We start from the raw sequence: 18,682 nt of genomic DNA on the forward strand, positions 1-18,682 counted from the left end.
CGGGCGTGGACGGGAGACCGAACGCCCGCCTGATCGCAGTAAGGTTCGCTGGGGAACGTGTCGTCGGCGCCCGCCCGCGGAGCCGCCCGTTCCCCGCCGGTCCGGCGCCGGGTCTCCTCCGAGCGCCGCGCCCGCGTCACCGAGATGCCCGCCTCCACGGCCCGAAAAGCAGGAGTCCCATTGTTCCCGGCCCTCCCCTTCCCCCGGACCACCGGTGCACCGCGTACGGCCCGCCCGTCCCCCGGTACGCGCGCGGGCGCGGTGGCGGCCGGGGCCGTCGTGGCCCTGACCACGGGCTGCGGGATCCTCTCCCCCGCACAGAACGGCGACATGCCCGACGACATCAACGTCACCAGCCCGCTGATGCAGGAGGGCGAACCGCTTCCCGCGGCCTACTCCTGCGAGGGCGCGGCCGAGACCACCGCGGAGGGTGAGGGCGACACGGGCGGCTCCGAGGACCCCGAGGAGGCCCAGCAGGCGTACTCGCCGCCGCTGAGCTGGTCGGGGCTTCCCGACGAGGCCGGGTCGATCGCGCTGGTGATGGACGACCCGCAGGTGGCGCAGGTGTTCTGGGTGGTCTACGACCTGGACCCGGAACTGGTCGAGCTGCGCCAGAACACCGTGCCGGCCGACGCCAAGCAGGGCCAGAACAGCATCGGCGAGTCCACCTACGACCCGCCCTGCCCCGAGCCCGACGAGGCCTACGAGTACCGGTTCACCGTGTACGCCCTCCGGAGCCCGCTGGACCTGCCCGAGGGCGCGGCGCTGAGCGCCTCCCTGGAGGCGATCGCGGAGCAGGCCGTCGCCCGCGGTTCGCTGGTCACACGCAGCGAGTGACATAGTTCACCGCGGGCGTTCCCTCCGGATCGGCCCCGGATGACCCGACGGATCCGGGGTCACGGTGATTCCTGCAGGAAGCTCCCGTCGCCCTCTGCACACGGAGCACGACAACGCATACAGTGGGTCTGTGCCCCCGCCCCATTTCAGATGACCGATACTCGTCCACTCGCCGCGCGGCGCCCTGACCCGAAACCGCACCGGACCGCCTGTGTCCCCCCGCAAGCGCAGGCCGAACCCACCGGATCACCGCGGTCCCCGGAGGTCACCGCCTCCCCCCGACCGGCCTTCTCCTGGCCGGTCACCGGTGCGACCCGGGCGCGGCCGACCTCCCCAAGGTAGTGCGTACACCATGACCGTCACCGTCATCATCATCATCGCCGTCATCGTCGTGCTCGCCGTGCTCGTGCTCCTGCTGCTGGGCATGCGCGCGTTGAGCTCCGGCTCCCGCGAGGACGACTACGACGACGAGTACGAGAACGAGGACGCCGAGGGCGACGACCGCGACGAGGAGCGGCCGCGCGGCCGCGGCCGGGAGCGGGCCCGCGACCGGAGTCGGGGCCGCGACCCCGACCAGGACGAGGACGACGGGGAACCTGAGCCGCGCGGACGCGGCCGCAGGTCCCGCCAGGGCGGCGGCGCCAGGGCGGAGCGGCGTCCCCGGGGCAGGCGCAAGCTCGACGCGGACTGGGACGACGATGACGACTCCCTCTCCGACAACGACTTCTGGTCGAGCCTGGGCGAGGACGGCCCGGCCCAGCGGCCCTCCGGGGCACGGGACGGGCGCGGGGACCGGGACTCCGCCGTCACCGTGACCGCGCACGAGGACGAGGACGACGACTACGACGACGGGTACGGGGACTACGAGGACGAGGAGGCGTCCGGGCCTCCCGGAGCCACCACGGTCCTGCCCGCCGCCGGAGGCCGCAGGAGCAGCGATCCCTCCGCGGACCTGGCCATGCTGGCCAGCCTGGGCCAGGGCAGCGGGCCCCAGCCGGCGGAGGACGAGGAGGAGCCGTCGCGGAGCCGGGGCCGCAGGCGGCGCGGGGCCGAACCGCCCGGTGAGGACGAACGCGCCCTGCCGCCGGGGGCTCCGCCGCGTTCCGCGCTTCCCCCGGCGCGGGAGGCCACACCCCCGCAGGGGGTTCCCCAGCCCTCCCGGCCCGCCGCACCGGCGGCCTCGGCCGCCGACGATCCCCTGGGCACCGGTTCGTGGTCGCCCCGCGCCTCCTCCTACTCACCCTCCCCGACCGATCCGCTGGGGTCCTCCGCAGGTGCGCGCGACCCGCTGGGCTCCTCGTCCGGTAACCGCGACCCGCTCGGGTCCTCCCCGGGACGCGACCCGCTGGGGCCCGCCTCGGGACGCGACCCGCTGGGGCCCGCCTCGGGACGCGACCCGCTCGGCGGGTCCGGCCCCGTCCCGTCCGTGGGAGACCCGTTCCAGGGCCGCTCTTCCTACGACAGCGGGTCGATGAGCCGCTCGGACTACCCGGGGACCGCCGGTGCGCGGGGCACGTCCCCTGGCGACCCGCTCGACCCGACGTTTCGGCCCTCGGCTCCGGCCCCGGCACCGGCTCCGGACACCAGCACGAATTCGCCGATATGGTCCAGCATGGACACCGGCGCGCACCAGCGCTCCGAGCTCGGCTTCGGCGGCGGGCAGGGCGGCGCGGGCGACCCCTCCGACCCCCTGACCGGCGGCTACCGGCCGCGCTCGGAGACGTCCCACGACACCGGAACCCACCACCGCTCCCCCCACGACAGCGGGACCCACCACCGCTCCCCCTACGACACCGGAGCGCACCAGCGGTCCTCCTACGACACCGGCGCCCACAGCCACGCGGACTACGGCATGCCCGGCACCGGACGACCCGAGTTCGACACCGGCAACCACACCCGCCCCTCCTACGACACCGACTCCTTCAACCGCAACGACTACGACACCGGAACCCACCACCGCTCCCCCTACGACACCGGCAACCACAGCCGTCCGGCCCAGCCGGACCCCAACCCCCCGCTGTGGGGCGGCCAGGAGGAGGGCGGCGCCTTCGGGACCCCCGGCGTCCACGGTGCTCCCGGTGCGGCGGGCTTCCCTGGCGGGACCGGCGGTTCCGGAACCCCGGAACCGCCGACGCCGTTCGGCCAGGGACCGGTCGGCCAGCCCGGCTACCCGTCCGCGTTCCCCGGTGAGGCTCCCGGGTACCCGCAGGACGGCTACCCGACGGGCGGCTACCCGGTGGACCAGGTGCGCGGGGACGCCGTCGCGGGCTACGGCGAACAGTCCCCGTTCGGCTACCCGGCCGCGGGCACCGGCGGCTACCCCGGGACCCCGGGCGGCTACCCGTCCGGCGGCCAGCCCCAGCAACCGCGGCAGCCCGGCTACGGCGGCTTCCCGCCCGCGCGGAACTGGCAGTCCGGCGAGGAGGAGCGGCACCCCGGCGGGCCGCAGGCACCGGGACCGTACCCGGCCGACTCCCGCGACCCGCACGGCCACGACCGCAACCGTTACGAGGGCGGGTACGAGGACGGCCGCTTCATCTGACCTTCCGGACATCCGTAACACACCGTAGTGGCCCTTTCCGGGCCTCAGGCCGCACGAGAGGTACATCACTTCACACCCCGAGGCAGCGGGAGATCCCGCCACCTCGGGGTTTTCTCTGTCCGGGTTTGTCCCCGGGACATGTGAAGACAGGAAAATGGCTACCAAGCGAACAACAGACCGTAACACTCCGTGGCGGAAACTGGCTACAGTTGGTGATGACGAGGACACCCTCAGAGACGCCCTCTCATTCCGCGTCTCCACGCACACCCCCCGATCCGGACACCGCAGTCCCCGTGCGCCCACGCATCACTTGCCTGGTCCAACCCGAACGGAGTAACCATGCGCAACGACGCCCAGGGAGTCACACCCGAGAGGCCGCCCACGGCCTCACCCGGGCACCGTCCCGACCGCCACAGGGGGATCGCCGCCGACGTCGGCGCCTCGCTGGTGGTCTTCCTGGTCGCCGTCCCCCTGTCCCTGGGGATCGCCGTCGCCTCCGGCGCCCCTCTCATCGCCGGGATCATCGCCGCCGTGGTCGGCGGGATCGTCGCCGGACTCGTCGGCGGGTCCGTGGTCCAGGTCAGCGGCCCCGCCGCCGGTCTGACCATCATCGTCGCCGACCTGGTCATGACCTACGGCTGGCGGGTGACCTGCCTGATCACCCTGCTGGCCGGGCTGGTCCAGCTCGCCCTCGGCGCCTTCCGCATCGCCCGGGCGGCCCTGGCCGTCTCCCCCGCCGTGGTGCACGGCATGCTCGCCGGGGTCGGCGTCACCATCGCCCTGGCCCAGCTGCACGTGGTCCTGGGCGGCGAACCGCAGAGCTCGGCGATGGCCAACATCGCCGACCTGCCCCACCAGATCGCCAACAACCACACTCCGGCCGTCGCGGTCGGCGTCATCACCATCGCGATCATGTTCACCTGGAACAGGCTGCCCTCCCTCGGGCGGTTGCGGCCCGCCGTGGTGCCCGCCGCGCTGGTCGCCGTGGCCACCGCGACCCTCATCTCCACCACGAGCGGCTGGCAGGTGCAGACCGTCGCCCTGCCCGGCTCCCTCGCCGACGCCTGGAACGGCCCGATGCTGCCCGAGGCCGGGCAGTGGGACGGCATCGCCCTGAGCGTGGCCGCCGTGGCCATGGTCGCCAGCGTCGAGTCCCTTCTCGCCGCGATCGCCGTGGACCGCATGCACAGCGGCCGCCGGGTGATGCTCAACCGCGAGCTGTGCGGCCAGGGCGCAGCCAACACCCTCAGCGGCGCTCTGGGCGGACTGCCGGTGGCCGGTGTGATCGTGCGCAGCACCACCAACGTGCGCGCCGGGGCGCGCAGTCCGCTCTCGACCATCCTGCACGGCGTGTGGATCCTGCTGTTCGTCGCCCTGTTCGCGCACGTGGTCGAGCTGATCCCGATGCCCGCGCTCGCGGCGCTGCTGGTGTTCATCGGCGTGCAGATGGTCTCGGTCGCCCACCTGCGCGACCTGCGCCGCCACCACGAGGCCAGCGTCTACCTGGTGACCCTGTTCGGCGTGGTGTTCCTGGGGCTCCTGGAAGGCGTGTTCATCGGCTTCGGGCTGGCCATGATCGTTTCCCTGCGCAGGCTCACCAAGCTGACCGTGACCACCGAGGAGCTCGACGACCGGGTGCACATCACCGTGCACGGCTCGCTCACCTTCCTGGGCGTGCCCCGGCTGGCGCACGTGCTGCGCACCGTCCCCTCGGGCTCCCGGGTCGACCTGGACCTGCACGTGGACTTCATGGACCACGCCGCCTTCGAGGCCATCCACGCCTGGCGGGTGGACCACGAGCGCACCGGCGGCAGCGTCGACATCGACGAGGTGCACGAGAAGTGGTACACGCGCAGCTCCACCAGGTCGGCGCCCGCCGCCAAGACCGCACCCGGCGGCCTGGCCCGCGGGTGGGCCCCCTGGGGGATGCGCGGTGACGGCGACCGCGGGCTGAACGCGCTGGGTCTGCTGGCGGCCGGTGCCCGCGAGTACCACGCCAGCACCACCGACCGGATGCGGTCGGTGATGAGCCGCCTGTCGCACGGCCAGAACCCGACCGCGATGTTCGTCACCTGCGCCGACTCGCGCGTGGTGCCCAACCTCATCACCGCGAGCGGACCCGGCGACCTGTTCACCGTGCGCAACCTCGGCAACCTGGTGCCGCCGCGCGACGCCCCCGACAACGGGTCGGTGGGAGCGGCGATCGAGTACGCGGTGAACGTGCTGCGCGTGCCCTCGATCGTGGTGTGCGGCCACTCCCACTGCGGCGCGATGCAGGCCCTGCTGGAGAAGGCCCACCTGGAGGCGGACGAGGCGGCATCGCACATGTGCCGCTGGCTGTCCAACGGCTCGGAGAGCCTGGTGCGGGTGGGCGAGGAGTCGGGCGCCCTGGCGGGCCTGCCCACGGCGGAGGCGCTGCGCCGCCTGGCGCAGGCCAACGTGGAGGCGCAGATCGGCAACCTCATGAGCTACACGGTGGTCCGCGAACGGGTGGAGGCGGGCGAGCTGACGCTGACCGGGATGTACTACGACCTGGAGACGGCGAGGGTGCACCTTCTGGACGCCGAGACGGGGGAGTTCGCCCCCGTGCAGGGCGTCCAGGACGTGGACGACCCCGTGCCCCACCCGAGGCCGGATGCGGACCACGGGGATCAGCTGGTGGAGGAGTCCTCGTCGGGCGCGTCGTCGCGTCCGTCCTGCTGAACGCCTGAGGCCTGGTAGGAGGCGAGCAGGACGATCACCACGATGGCCAGGACCGGCAGACCGAAGAGAGCCACCCAGAAGGCGGTGGAGTCGAACAAGAGTCACCCATTCCCGTGAACGCGGATGCCCGCTGGGCCCGACCCCGGACGTCGGCCCACGGGCGTACGCGCTCCGGAGCTCGCCCGGGATAGGGAGCGCAGGGGCCAATCTATCGGTGTGCACGGGCACGGGGCCATCACCGGTGGGCTGTAGGACTGTACCCGTGCGCCGGGAGCGGTCCCCCAGGCCGGTCGGCGCACCGCCCCGACGCGTCGCTCCGGAAAAGGGCACGGCCCCGGCACGCCGCCCGGGGCCCGCACGGGCCGGAACGCCACGGGCGGGCCGCACCGTCCCGGCCCGTGCGGGGAGGGACGCGGATCCGGTGAGGTCGGCCTGCTCCTGCGGTCCGGCTGATCCGCCATCCGGGACAGAACCGGAACACGGCCGTCTCCCCCGCGCTACGCCGCTGGTCAGGAGGGTGTGTGAGGGGGAGTCGGCCGGTAAGCCGGATTCTGTCGGTTCCGAGGAACCGGGCGGCCATCCATCTGGGACCGTCGTTGCCGACGGCCTCGGTGCGGTCTACCCGCGGACTCGGGCGGGCCGCCCTCGAACATCCGCGCGGGAACCCGGAGGTTCCCTTTTTGACCTTGCTCCGGGTGGGGTTTACCGAGCCGACCGGATCACTCCGGCCGCTGGTGGTCTCTTACACCACCGTTTCACCCTTACCACCGCGAGCGGTGGCGGTCTGCTTTCTGTGGCACTGTCCCGCGGGTCACCCCGGGTCGGTGTTACCGACCACCCTGCCCTGTGGAGTCCGGACTTTCCTCGAACACGCGCACCAGGCGCGGTCCGCGACCGCCTGGCCGACTCCCCTCGCCGCCCATTCTACGCCCGCCGCAACGGCCTCGTTCCCCCTCGAACCCTCACACCAGATGGGCGGTGTCGTTGAGGGATCGCACCACCATGGGGCCGTCGGCGAACACGTCCACCTCGGTCAGGCACGCGGTGTCCAGGTGCATCCGGTACAGCGCCTCCACCGGGGCGAGCAGGGCCTGCTGCACCACCGCCTTGATGGGGGTCACGTGGGTGACCACCAGGACGGTGCGCCCCCGGTGCCGCTCGACCAGGGCCCGGCGGGCGGCGGCCACCCTGCGGGACGCCGCGGCGAAGCTCTCACCGCCGGGCGGCGCCGTCTCCGGGTCGGCCAGCCAACGGTCCACCTCGGCCGGGGCCTGCGCCCGCGCCTCGGCGAACGTCATCCCCTCCCAGGCCCCGAAGTCGGTCTCGACGAACCCCTCGTCGATCTCCACCGGCAGCCCGAGCGCCTCGGCGGCGTGGGCCGCGGTGTCCCTGGTGCGCCGCAGCGGCGAGGACACCACCGCGTCGAACGGCCGCGGGGCCAGGCGGCACGCGGCAGCCTTGGCCTGCGCGTGCCCGTCCTCGGTCAGCGGGATGTCGCCCCTGCCCGCGAAACGACGCTCCACCGACAGCGGTGTCTGCCCGTGCCGCAGCAGGACGAGCCGGGTCGGTGCGGTGTCGGGCGGCGCCCCCCAGCCGGTGCTCACTGCTCGGTCCGGCCGCCCAGACCCGACTCCTCGGTGCGGACCAGGATGCGGCGGCAGTCCTCGCAGCGCACGACCTCGTCGGCGGCCTGGGCGCGGATCTCGTTGAGCTCGACGGTGCTCAGCGCGAGCTTGCAGCCCCCGCAGCGGCCGTAGCGCAGCGGCGCCGCGCCCACGCCGTCGTACTGGGCGCGCATCTTGTCGTAGAGGGCGAGCAGGTCGGCGGGGATCTCCTCGGCCACGCGCTCGCGGTCCTGGGTGGCCCGGGTGCGGTCCCACTGGATTCCGGCGGCGGCGGTGTCTCGGCGGGCCACCATCTCGGTGTACTCGGCCACGACGCGCTCGCGTTCGGCGGTCAGGCGGGCCACCTCGGCGTTGAACTCCTCGGCGCGCTCCATCACCTCCAGGACGATCTCCTCCAGCTCGGCCTGGCGGCGGCCCAGAGAGGTGATCTCCGACTGGAGGTTCTGTAGTTCCTTGGCGTTGGTGATCTGCCCGGACTCCAGGCGCCTGGCGTCCCGGTCGGCGCGCGTGCGCACCTGGTCGACGTCGCTCTCGGCCTTGCGCTGCTGGCGTTCGACGTCGGACACCCCGGTCTGGGCAGTGATCAGCTCGCTGTCGATCTGGTCCACCCGCTCCTTGAGCCGGGCCGCCTCGGCGACCTCGGGCAGGGTACGCGCGCGGTGGTCCAGGCGCTGGAGGTCGGTGTCCAGGTCCTGGAGGGTGAGAAGTCTGGCCTGTGCGGCGGGTTCGGCTTTCACGTGTGACGTCTCCTGTGATGGCTGGGGAGGGCGAGTACGCCGCCCGCGCTCTACTCTGTCCAGTTTGGTCGGCGACCCTGCGGGGCCTGTGGGCTCTCTCAGGGGCCTGTGGGCTCTCTCAGACGTGTGAGACGGCCTGTGACCAGGCGTCCGTGACCGTCGTCGAGACACGGACCTCCACGTTAGCCCCATCCGGGCCGCCCGCGCGCCCGAGTGCGTCGACCAGGTGGCGCGCACCGTCGGCCAACCAGGGCCACTCGCTGGCGAAGTGGGCGGTGTCGACCAGGGCGGGACCGCCCGGGTCCTCCACGAACTCCGAGGCGGGGTGGTGGCGCAGGTCGGAGGTGACGAACACGTCCACGTCGGCGGCCCGGGCCGCGCCGAGCAGGGAGTCCCCGGCTCCCCCGGACACCGCGACCGTGCTCACGAGGCGGTCCACGTCCCCCGCCACACGGATCCCGGCGGCGGTGGCGGGCAGCCCGCGGGCCACCTGCTCGGCGAACTCGCGCAGGAGCACCGGCCGCTCCAGGGCGCCGATCCGGCCGATGCCGCGGCGCCCCTCGGGGTCGGTGGCGTCGGGGTCCAGGGGCCGCAGCGGCCCGGTGAGGCCGACCGCGCGGGCCAGCGCGTCGGACACGCCGGGCGAGGCGGTGTCGGCGTTGGTGTGCGCGGTGTACAGGGCGGTCCCCGACCGGATGAGCCGGTGCACGATCCGCCCCTTGGGGGTGTTGGCGGCCACGCTGGTGACCCCGCGCAGCATCAGCGGGTGGTGGGTGATGATCAGGTCGGCGCCCCAGGTCAGGGCCTCGTCGACGACCGCGTCGACCGGGTCGACGGCGAACAGGACCCGCGCGACCGGCTGCGCGGGATCGCCCGCCACCAGCCCGACCGCGTCCCAGGAGGCGGCCCACGCGGGAGGATAGACCCGCTCGAAGGCGGCGGTCACGTCGGACAGGGTCAGGTGCGCGGAATCGGTGTTCACGGCCCCGACCCTAGCGCTCCTCCGGCCGGTCGCGGTTCACAGCCGACCGCGGTTCACGGAGGGGCCAGGCGCGCGCCGATCTCCCGCAGGCGTTCGGCGACCTCGGGCGGGGCCTCCAGGGCGAAGGGGGCGCCGAGGGCCAGGACCGCCGCCGTGTACTGGCACACCAGGTCGAGGGAGTCGGCGCTGATCCGGATCCGGCAGCGGTGACCGTCCAGCGGCTCGACCCGGCCGGGCAGGGGGCCGTGGAAGCGGGTGTGGAAGGCCTCGGCGGACAGCTCCAGGGTGATGTGCGCGGTGTGTCTGTAGACGCCTGCGGCGAAGAGGCGGGTGAGGAAGGCCGCCGGGTCGGGCGTGGGCAGCGGCCTCGGCTCGAACCGCCGGTGGGTGGGCCGCGGGCCGCTGACGCGGTCCACCCGGAAGGTGCGCCAGTCGTCGCGGTCGGTGTCGTGCGCGATCAGGTACCAGTGCCCGCCGTGGGAGACCAGGTGGTGCGGCTCGACCCGGCGTTCGCGGGCGTTGCCCTCACGGTCGCGGTAGTCGAAGTCGGTGACGGCGAGGTCGCGGCAGGAGGAGGCCAGCACCCCCAGGACGGAGGGGTCCACACCGGGGACGTCGGGGTGGGGCACCGCGCTCGTGGCGCCGCCCACGGCGGCCAGCCGCGGGCGCAGACGGGCGGGCAGGACGCGTTCGAGCTTGGCCAGGGCGCGCAGCGCGCTGTCCTGGACCCCGGTGGCGGTGACCAGGCCCAGCGCGATCGCGACGGCCTCCTCGTCGTCCAGCAGCAGCGGGGGCAGGTCCCGCCCGGAGGCCAGGCGGTAGCCGCCCGCCACGCCGGGCGTGCCCTCCACCTGGTAGTCGAGCCCGCGCAGCCGTTCGACGTCGCGGCGCAGGGTGCGGGCGCTGACGCCGAGCCGCTCGGTGAGCTCCGCGCCGCTCCACTCGCGCCTGACCTGGAGCAGCGACAGCAGTCGCAGCAGCCGTTGCGGCATCTCCCCGCGTACGGATTCGCCCATGGACGCAGACTGCCAGAGATCGCGGCCACGTTGTGACCGCATGGGTTCCTACGGTGGCCGGCATGGACGAGACCACGAGCGCCAAGAGCACGACGAGTGACACGGACATGCTGGGGGACCTGGCCGGACGGGTGAGCGGGCCGGTACACGCGCCCGGGACCGACGCCTACGACGAGGCCCGCACCGGAATGCAGCTGCTGGACCGGCACCGGCCCGACGCCGTGGTGGAGGCGGACGACGCCCGGGACGTGCGCGCCGCCGTGGCCTGGGCGTCCGAACGGGGACTGCGGGTGTCGGCCCAGCTCACCGGACACGGACTCGGCGCGGGTATGGCGGGCGGCGTCCTCGTCGTCACCCGCCGCCTGAACGGAGTGCGGGTGGACCCCGGCCGGAGCACGGCGTGGGTGGAGGCCGGAGCCACCTGGCAGGCGGTGGCCGACGCGGCGGCCGAGCACGGACTGGCGCCCCTGTCGGGCAGCTCGCCGGGGGTGGGCGCGGTCTCCTACACGCTCGGCGGCGGCGTGGGACTGCTGGCCCGCCGGTACGGGTTCGCCGCCGACCACGTGCGGCGCGTGGACCTGGTCACCGCTGACGGCCGCCTGCGGCAGATCACCAAGGACAGCGACCCGGACCTGTTCTGGGCGGTGCGCGGCGGCGGCGCGGGCGCGTTCGGCGTGGTCACCGGCATGGAGATCGACCTGTTCCCGGTTGCGCGGATCTACGGCGGAAGCCTGCTCCTGGACGCCGGAGCCGAACCGGGCGCGCTGGAGGCCTGGCGGCGGTGGACCGAGACGGTGCCCGAGGAGATGACCTCGGGGGCCTCCGTGATGGTCTACCCGGACGTGGAGGGCGTGCCCGAACCGATGCGCGGGCGCCAGGTGGCCCAGGTGTCGGTGGCCTGGTCGGGCCCCGTCGAGGAGGGGGCGAAGGTGGTGGAGCCGCTGCGCTCGGCCGCCCCGGTACTGGCGGACACCCTGCGCGAGCTGCCCTACGGCGAGTCGGGCGCGGTCTTCGACGAGCACCACGACCAGGCGGGTTTTCGCGGCCGCAGCGTGCTGGTGGACCGGTTGGACGGGGAGGCGCTGGCCGAGCTGGCCCGGATGACGGGCGAGGCGCCGTTCTTCTGCGTGGTCTGGCTGCGCCACCTGGGCGGGGCGCTGGCCCGTGAGCCGCGGGTGGCCAACGCGGTCGGGCACCGGGGCGCCGCCTACGCGCTGACGGTCCTGACCTTCGCCGAGGACGAGGACACCGAGGGGATGCGCGACCTGCGCGAACGGGCCGCGGCGCTGTTCGAGCCGCACACGGTGGGCCGCTCGTCCACGCTGGGCTTCGGGCCGATGGACGAGGCCGAGGTCCGCGAGGTCTTCGACGACCGCGACCGCGCGAGGCTCGCTCAGGTCAAGGCCGAGTACGACCCGCGCGCGGTGTTCCACTCCAACCGCCCGATCCCGCCCGGGGGCTGGTAGGCGGGAACGCGCACGGCCGTGACACAGGCCGTTCCGGCCGCATCGCGGGGAGTTCGCGGTGCGGCCGACGGCCCCGGCACCCGGGCACCGCCGCGTTCCGCACGGGCCGATCGGTGTGAGCACCGGCACGGACCCGCTGCTTCGACCGGCCCCTAAGCTTGTTGGGCTATGGAGAAGAGCGAGCAGCAGCGGCCCCCGTCCCCGGTCGGCGCACACGTCCCGGTCGCGGGCGGCATGGCCGACAAGGGCCTGGCCTACGCCGAGGAGATCGGCGCCGAGACCGTCCAGGTCTTCGTGTCCAACCCGCGCGGGTGGGCGACCAACGGGGGCGACCCCGCGCAGGACGCGCGGATGCGCGAGCGCACCGACCTGCCCGTGTTCGTGCACGCCCCCTACCTGATCAACCTGGGCACCCCCAGCGAGGAGACCGCCGAGAAGTCGGTGCGCTCCCTGGAGCACGCGCTGCGCCGGTCGGCCCAGATCGACGCGCTGGGCGTGGTCGTGCACACTGGCTCGGCCGTCTCCGGCGGACGCGAGGTCGGCCTGTCGCGCACCCGCGAACGGCTGATGCCGCTGCTGGAGAGGCTGGGCGAGGACGTGCCGCCGGTGCTGCTGGAGCCGATGGCCGGTCAGGGCCAGGTGCTGTGCGCGACCATCGACGACCTGGCCGCCTACCTGGAGGTGCTGGAGTGGCACCCGCGCGTGGGCGTGTGCCTGGACACCGCGCACATGTTCGCCGCCGGGCACGACATCTCCACGGCGGAGGGCATGCGCGCGGCCCTGGACCGCTTCGGCGAGACGGTCGGCGCCGACCGGCTGAGGGTCGTGCACTGCAACGACTCCAAGGCCGCGTGCGGCAGCTGCAGGGACCGGCACGAGAACATCGGCGCCGGGCACATCGGCGCGGAGCCGTTCGGCGAGCTGTTCCGCCACCCGGTGAGCGCCGGGGTGCCGCTGATCCTGGAGACCCCGGGCCCGGCCGGTCCGCACGCCGCCGACGTGGCCGCGCTCAAGAAGCTGCGCGAGGCCTGACCACCGCCGGAGAGCTCAGGCCTCCTCGGCTGCGGCCCCCTCCGACCTGCCCTCGGCCTCGGGCAGGATCGGGAAGAGGGCGGTGTCCACCTGGACGACGTCGGTGTCGGGGTGGCTCTCGGGGGTCCGCCCCTGGAAGCGCCTCCCCCAGGAGCGGAGGAAGTCGTTGAGCGCGTCGGCGAACTCGGCCGCCTCCTCCGGGGTCATCCGGGCGTGGCTCGTGGAGTCGTTGGCGGCGTCCTTCCAGCGACGTACCGCGGGCAGGTCCGGACTGTCACGGACCAGCGCGGTCCAGTCCGCGAACCGTGTCTGCTTCTGCTGGTAGAGACGGCTGAGGACGGCCTGGGCGGCGTCCCGGGTCTCGGGGTTGCTGAGGAACTCGTGCCCGGACATGCTCCAGCCGCCGGGCCGCAACCGCCACCAGCGCTCGCGTCCGCCCTTGCGCCCGGGTTCGTTCTCGATGAACCCGTAACGCGACAGCTGGCGCAGGTGGTAGCTGGTGGCGCCGCTGCTCTCCCCCAGGCGCTGGCCCAGGATGGTGGCGGTGGCCGGGCCGTTGAGCCTGAGCTCGTCCAGCAGGCGGGCCCGCAGGGGGTGGGCCAGGCCCCGCAGCGCCTGGGCGCTGACCCGCATCCGCTGGTGGGAGTCGGCGGGGACGTCGGGGTCGTCGTCGGTCATGGACCTCACCGTACTGGGGGAACCTCTCCGCAAACAGTGTGCTGCAAAGTTCTCTTTGCAGCGTGGGCGAAGGTGCGCCGGAAGGCGGGACGGGATCAGCGGTCGCCAGCGGCGGACGCTGTGGCCTCGTCGGACAGCCGCGCGCACCCGGCGACGGCCCTGCGGAAGACCAGGGGCGTGACCACCATGACCAACCCGCCCACCAGGAAGGGCAGGGCGAGGTCGATCCGGCCCAGCAGACCGCCGAGCAGCGCGCCGACCGGGGACAGTCCCCAGCCGACCATGCGGAAGGCGGCGGCCGCCCGACCGCGCAGGTGGGAGGGGAGCACGGCCTGGAAGAACAGGGAACCGGACACGTTGGTCACCGTCATGCACAGACCCAGCACGCCCCAGGCGAGGGCGGCGGACCAGACGTTGGGCACCAGGCCCACCCCCAACAGGCACGCCCCCATCCCCAGGTAGCCGCCCATCATGGCCGTCCTGCGGCCGAGGCCCGCGACGAGCCGGGAGGCCAGCACCGCCCCCAGGACGCCTCCGACCGCGATCGACGCCAGGAAGAGCCCGTACAGGGCCGCGGGAACGCCCAGCACGCCCCGGGCGTAGAGGACCAGCACCGAGGTGGCCATCTGGATGCCGATCATCATTCCGGCGTTGTTGAACGCCAGGCCCCGCGTCAGCGGCTGGCCGAAGACGTGGGCGAAGCCCTCCCGCAGGGAGCGCAGTACGCCCCGGCCGGACTCCGTGCCCTCACCGCCCTCCGCGGCGTCGGTGGACTCGGCCGGGTCGGGAACGCGCCGCAGCATGAGGGCGACGGTCACCACGAGCACGGCGCACAGGGCGTAGGACAGGGCCGTCCCGGCCACGGGCAGGGCGGCGGCGACCGCGAAGAGCACCCCGGCGACGGGGGTGGCCACACAGTCCTGGGCGACCAGGCGACCGCCCTCCAGCCTGCTGTTGGCGCGGTCCAGCAGGCGGCCGGGCACGATCCGCGACACGGTGATCCGGGTGACGGGGTCGGTGACCGTCTCGCAGCAGATCACCACGAAGATCGTGGCGTACAGGGCCCACAGGGTGGCGCCGCCGGTGGCGATCAGCACGGCCAGGGCGGCGACGGCGATCGCGGCGACGGTGCTGGAGACCGTCATGGCGCGGAGGCGGTCGACCCGGTCCAGCAGCACGCCCGTGAACGGCGCGACGAGCAGCCAGGGCAGGAACCGCGCCACCACCAGCCCGGAGACGGCGAGCGGGTCGTGGGTGAGGGTGGCGGCGATCAGCGGCAGGGCGGTGGCGAGCATGCCGTCGCCGAGGTTGGTGAGGGTTCCGGCCGCCCAGAAGCGGTGGAAGACCCCGCCGAGGCGTTCGGTACGCGTCGGCGGGGCGGAACGTTCGGCGGCCATGGATGTCCTCCTGGATTCGGGGGTGCCACCAACGTAAGACAAAGAATCCTTTGCAAAGAGTTACGTGCAAAGTTTTCTCTGCGTTACTTTCGGAGGCACCGCCATCACGCAGGAGAGCCGTGGGAAGCGGGGTCGGCCCCCCGCGCCCACGGGCGCGTCATGGGCGACAATGGGGAGGACGCCCCAGGATCGGGGCGGGTTCCGGCTCAAGGAATGAGGTGTCGCCGGATGGATCCGGTCTCCATGGTCTTCGGAGCCACGATCGCTCTCGGCGGGTTCCTGTTCGGCCGCCTGCTGACCAAGCGCCAGACGCGGGAGGCGCTCGACCAGCAACGCAGGCAGGAACAGGCCAGGGCCCTGGGCCCACCGCAAAACCCCCAGCCCCTCTGCGGCTGCGGCCACCACCTGGTCTTCCACGACCAGCAGACCAAGAGGTGCCAGACCCAGGTGGTCATCCCCGGCCGCTGGACCGGACAGGCCAGCTCCACCTACCGCCAGTGCATGTGCCAGGGCTACCGGGGTCCCCTCCCCCTCGACGAGTACTACGCCCCCGACTACCTCAACGAGACCGACGGCTGACCCGGCACGGGCACGTCCCGTGCCCCTCGGCGGGGTCGCGGCACGGTTGTCCACAGGCGGTGACGGGGGCTGGCGCCGACCGGCCCCTTCCGCTTTCCTGGAAGCGGGGAACCCGGGCGCCGCCACCCCCGGGCTCCCTCACCCCGACCGCCTCCGACCGCAGAGACCGGCCCCGCGCACGGGGGCCGTTCCGCCCCGTTCTTTGCGAAACCGCCCCGCCGAAGGCCCCGCGCCGCGTCCGCCGCTCCCCGCGCGGGAGCCCACATGAGAGCGCGTGCGAGAGCACCGCCACAGTGCGCGAACCTGGGACACGGGGCCAACGGGATGACAATGTCCTTCCCCGCCACCAGAATGTCCCCGCACCGAACAGCCAGAGAGTGGACGTTTAACCAGTGACGACGCCTGTGACACCCACGATCGACCAGCGCATCGCCGAGGAACTCGGAGTGGGCGCGCACCAGGTCACCGCCGCCGTCGGCCTGCTTGACAGCGGATCGACCGTGCCCTTCATCGCCCGCTACCGCAAGGAGGTCACCGGCGCGCTGGACGACGCCCAGCTGCGCGCCCTGGAGGAGCGCCTGCGCTACCTGCGTGAGCTGGCCGAACGCCGGACCGCGATCCTGGAGTCGATCCGTTCCCAGGGCAAGCTGGACGAGGCGCTGGAGGCCAGCATCCACGCGGCCGACTCCAAGGCCCGCCTGGAGGACATCTACCTCCCCTACAAGCCCAAACGGCGCACCAAGGCCCAGATCGCCCGCGAGGCGGGGCTCGAACCGCTGGCCGAGGGACTGCTGGCCGACCCCACCCAGGACCCCCGGGAGGCGGCCGCGGCCTACGTCGACCCCGACAGGGAGGTGGCCGACGTCAAGGCCGCCCTGGACGGGGCCCGCGCCATCCTGGTGGAGCGCTTCGCCGAGGACGCCGACCTCACCGGCGTCCTGCGCGAGCGGCTGTGGGAGAGGGGCCGCCTGGGCTCGGCCGTGCGCGAGGGCAAGGAGGAGGCGGGCGCCAAGTTCGCCGACTACTTCGCGTTCTCCGAGCCGCTCACCGAGCTGCCCTCCCACCGCGTGCTGGCCATGTACCGGGGTGAGAAGGAGGAGGTCCTCACCCTCACCCTGGAGCCGGAGGACGCCCCGGCCGAGAACCCCGACGGCACCACGCCCCGCAGCACCTACGAGAACGCCATCGCCCACCACTTCGGGATCGTGGACCGCGGCCGCCCCGCCGACCGCTGGCTCCAGGACACCGTGCGCTGGGGCTGGCGCACCCGCATCCTGGTGCGGCTGGACATCGACGTGCGCATGCGGCTGTGGCAGCGGGCCGAGGACGACGGCGTGAACGTGTTCGCCGCCAACCTGCGCGACCTGCTGCTGGCGGCCCCCGCCGGAAGCCGCGCCACCCTGGGCCTGGACCCGGGCCTGCGCACCGGCGTCAAGGTCGCGGTCACCGACGCCACCGGCAAGGTCGTGGCCACCGACACGGTGTTCCCGCACGCGCCCCGCCGCGACTGGGACGGCGCCATCCACAGCCTGGCCAGGCTGTGCGCCGCCCACGACGTGGAACTGGTCGCGATCGGCAACGGCACCGCCTCCCGCGAGACCGACAAGCTCGCCGCCGACCTGATCAAGCTCCACCCCGAACTCAAGCTCACCAAGGTGATGGTGTCGGAGGCGGGCGCGTCGGTGTACTCGGCCTCGGCCTACGCCTCCGAGGAGCTGCCGGACCTGGACGTGTCGCTGCGCGGCGCCGCCTCCATCGCCCGTCGCCTCCAGGACCCGCTGGCCGAGCTGGTCAAGATCGACCCCAAGTCGATCGGGGTCGGCCAGTACCAGCACGACCTGGCCGAGACCAAGCTGTCGCGTTCCCTGGACGCGGTGGTCGAGGACTGCGTGAACGGCGTGGGCGTGGACGTCAACACCGCGTCGGTGCCGCTGCTGACCCGGGTGTCGGGCGTGACCTCCACCCTGGCGCGCAACATCGTCGCGCACCGCGACGCCAACGGCCCCTTCCGCACCCGCGAGGCGCTGCGCTCGGTGCCGCGCCTGGGACCGAAGGCCTTCGAACAGTGCGCGGGCTTCCTGCGCGTGCCCGGTGGCGACGACCCGCTGGACGCCTCGGCGGTGCACCCGGAGGCCTACCCGGTGGTGCGGCGCATCCTGGACCGGGTGGGGACCGACCTGCCGTCGCTGATCGGCAACAAGGACCTGCTGTCGCGGGTGCGCCCCCAGGAGTTCGTGGACGACACCTTCGGCCTGCCCACGGTCACCGACATCCTCGCCGAGCTGGACAAGCCCGGCCGGGACCCCCGCCCGGCCTTCACCACCGCCACCTTCAAGGAGGGCGTGGAGAAGCTCCAGGACCTGACCCCGGGCATGCTCCTGGAGGGCGTGGTCACCAACGTGGCGGCGTTCGGCGCGTTCGTGGACGTGGGCGTGCACCAGGACGGCCTGGTGCACGTGTCGGCGCTGTCGTACAAGTTCGTGGAGGACCCGCGCGACGTGGTCAAGCCGGGCGACATCGTGAAGGTCAAGGTCCAGGACGTCGACATCCCGCGCAAGCGCATCTCCCTGACCATGCGCCTGGACGACGAGGCCCCCGCCCGCGGCGGCCGGGGCGGCCGCGAGGAGCGCGGCGGCAACGGCGACCGCGGCGGCAACGACCGCCGCGGGGGCAACGGCGGCGGTGGCGGCGGTCGTCGGAACAACGGCGGCGGTAACGGACGCGGCCGGAACAACCGCGAGGGCGCCGCCCAGCAGGGCGCGATGGCCGAGGCGCTGCGCCGCGCCGGTCTGGGCACGTAGCCCCCGGGCCCGGGTCCCGGCGGTGACGCGCCGCCGGGACCCCCGGGGCCGCGGGCCGGTCCCCGGAGCCGCGGGTCCAGCCCCCGAGCCTCTTGGGGTCGCTCCCGTACAGCACGGGCCCCTGGGAACAGCGCTCCCGCCGCCCGGCCACGACACGGGCTCCGGCACACGCCGGACAGGTGGTCCGCACAGCGCGGCGGACCCGCACAGACACCACGCGCGTCCTCGCTGCCCCGGACCGGGCATCACCCTCCCCGGGCATTCGGCACCGGTCCCCCCGGCCGGTC

Annotated in this window: 14 protein-coding genes and 1 other RNA gene; 7 read left to right on the top strand and 8 right to left on the bottom strand. The window is 73.6% G+C overall.

The features are described 5' to 3' along the window. The first annotated feature begins 180 nt into the window (after window positions 1-180). The 3 genes from FYW99_RS14945 (at window position 181) to FYW99_RS14955 (ending at window position 6,082) form a co-directional block, all read left to right on the top strand. On the top strand, window positions 181-837 hold the full coding sequence (locus tag FYW99_RS14945; RefSeq protein WP_150252633.1) for a YbhB/YbcL family Raf kinase inhibitor-like protein: 657 nt from the start codon (window positions 181-183) through the stop codon (window positions 835-837). Window positions 838-1,189: 352 nt separating this feature from the next. Beyond that, window positions 1,190-3,379 carry a hypothetical protein gene (locus FYW99_RS14950; protein WP_150252634.1) on the top strand — a complete coding sequence of 730 codons (2,190 nt, stop codon included), beginning with the start codon at window positions 1,190-1,192 and terminating at the stop codon, window positions 3,377-3,379. Between the two features lie 339 nt (window positions 3,380-3,718). Beyond that, window positions 3,719-6,082, top strand: coding sequence for a SulP family inorganic anion transporter (locus FYW99_RS14955; RefSeq protein ID WP_150252635.1), 2,364 nt, complete (start codon window positions 3,719-3,721; stop codon window positions 6,080-6,082). Here the strand turns inward: FYW99_RS14955 and FYW99_RS31785 are convergent. The 6 genes from FYW99_RS31785 to FYW99_RS14980 all read right to left on the bottom strand — a co-directional run bounded on the left by FYW99_RS31785 (window position 6,031) and on the right by FYW99_RS14980 (window position 10,442). Continuing rightward, complete coding sequence (locus FYW99_RS31785) at window positions 6,031-6,180, bottom strand: hypothetical protein (protein WP_017567933.1); 150 nt, start codon at window positions 6,178-6,180, stop codon at window positions 6,031-6,033. The two genes, FYW99_RS14955 and FYW99_RS31785, sit on opposite strands and share 52 nt — an antisense overlap. Before the next feature lie 426 nt (window positions 6,181-6,606). Further along, window positions 6,607-6,992, bottom strand: an RNA gene (gene rnpB, locus FYW99_RS14960) — RNase P RNA component class A. A gap of 52 nt (window positions 6,993-7,044) precedes the next feature. After that, window positions 7,045-7,686, bottom strand: coding sequence for a histidine phosphatase family protein (locus FYW99_RS14965; protein WP_150252636.1), 642 nt, complete (start codon window positions 7,684-7,686; stop codon window positions 7,045-7,047). Next, window positions 7,683-8,444, bottom strand: coding sequence for a zinc ribbon domain-containing protein (locus FYW99_RS14970; protein WP_150252637.1), 762 nt, complete (start codon window positions 8,442-8,444; stop codon window positions 7,683-7,685). Before FYW99_RS14970 ends, FYW99_RS14965 begins: the two co-directional genes overlap by 4 nt. 118 nt (window positions 8,445-8,562) lie before the next feature. Then, window positions 8,563-9,426 (bottom strand): Nif3-like dinuclear metal center hexameric protein, encoded by an 864-nt coding sequence (locus FYW99_RS14975; protein WP_150252638.1) that lies wholly within the window; start codon window positions 9,424-9,426, stop codon window positions 8,563-8,565. A gap of 53 nt (window positions 9,427-9,479) precedes the next feature. Continuing rightward, a complete protein-coding gene (locus FYW99_RS14980; RefSeq protein WP_150252639.1) occupies window positions 9,480-10,442 on the bottom strand; it encodes a helix-turn-helix transcriptional regulator in 963 nt (320 codons plus the stop codon). Window positions 10,443-10,504: 62 nt separating this feature from the next. Between FYW99_RS14980 and FYW99_RS14985 the strand changes: the two genes are divergently transcribed. Next, entirely contained in the window at window positions 10,505-11,908 is a 1,404-nt protein-coding gene (locus FYW99_RS14985) for an FAD-binding oxidoreductase (RefSeq protein ID WP_190394667.1), read from the top strand. Window positions 11,909-12,076: 168 nt separating this feature from the next. Continuing rightward, on the top strand, window positions 12,077-12,940 hold the full coding sequence (locus FYW99_RS14990; protein WP_150252641.1) for a deoxyribonuclease IV: 864 nt from the start codon (window positions 12,077-12,079) through the stop codon (window positions 12,938-12,940). 15 nt (window positions 12,941-12,955) lie between these two features. On the opposite strand, the gene FYW99_RS14995 is transcribed toward FYW99_RS14990, so the two are convergent. After that, on the bottom strand, window positions 12,956-13,618 hold the full coding sequence (locus FYW99_RS14995; RefSeq protein ID WP_150252642.1) for an ArsR/SmtB family transcription factor: 663 nt from the start codon (window positions 13,616-13,618) through the stop codon (window positions 12,956-12,958). Between the two features lie 95 nt (window positions 13,619-13,713). Then, entirely contained in the window at window positions 13,714-15,015 is a 1,302-nt protein-coding gene (locus FYW99_RS15000; RefSeq protein WP_150252643.1) for an MFS transporter, read from the bottom strand. 228 nt (window positions 15,016-15,243) lie between these two features. Between FYW99_RS15000 and FYW99_RS15005 the strand changes: the two genes are divergently transcribed. Further along, window positions 15,244-15,594: a hypothetical protein gene (locus tag FYW99_RS15005; RefSeq protein ID WP_150252644.1), complete on the top strand. Its 351-nt coding sequence runs from the start codon at window positions 15,244-15,246 to the stop codon at window positions 15,592-15,594. A 392-nt stretch (window positions 15,595-15,986) separates the two neighbouring features. After that, window positions 15,987-18,395, top strand: coding sequence for a Tex family protein (locus tag FYW99_RS15010; RefSeq protein ID WP_150252645.1), 2,409 nt, complete (start codon window positions 15,987-15,989; stop codon window positions 18,393-18,395). The last annotated feature ends 287 nt before the right edge of the window (window positions 18,396-18,682 follow it).

This window comes from Nocardiopsis deserti (assembly GCF_008638355.1).
In the GTDB taxonomy this organism is placed as follows: Bacteria; Actinomycetota; Actinomycetes; order Streptosporangiales; family Streptosporangiaceae; genus Nocardiopsis; species Nocardiopsis alborubida.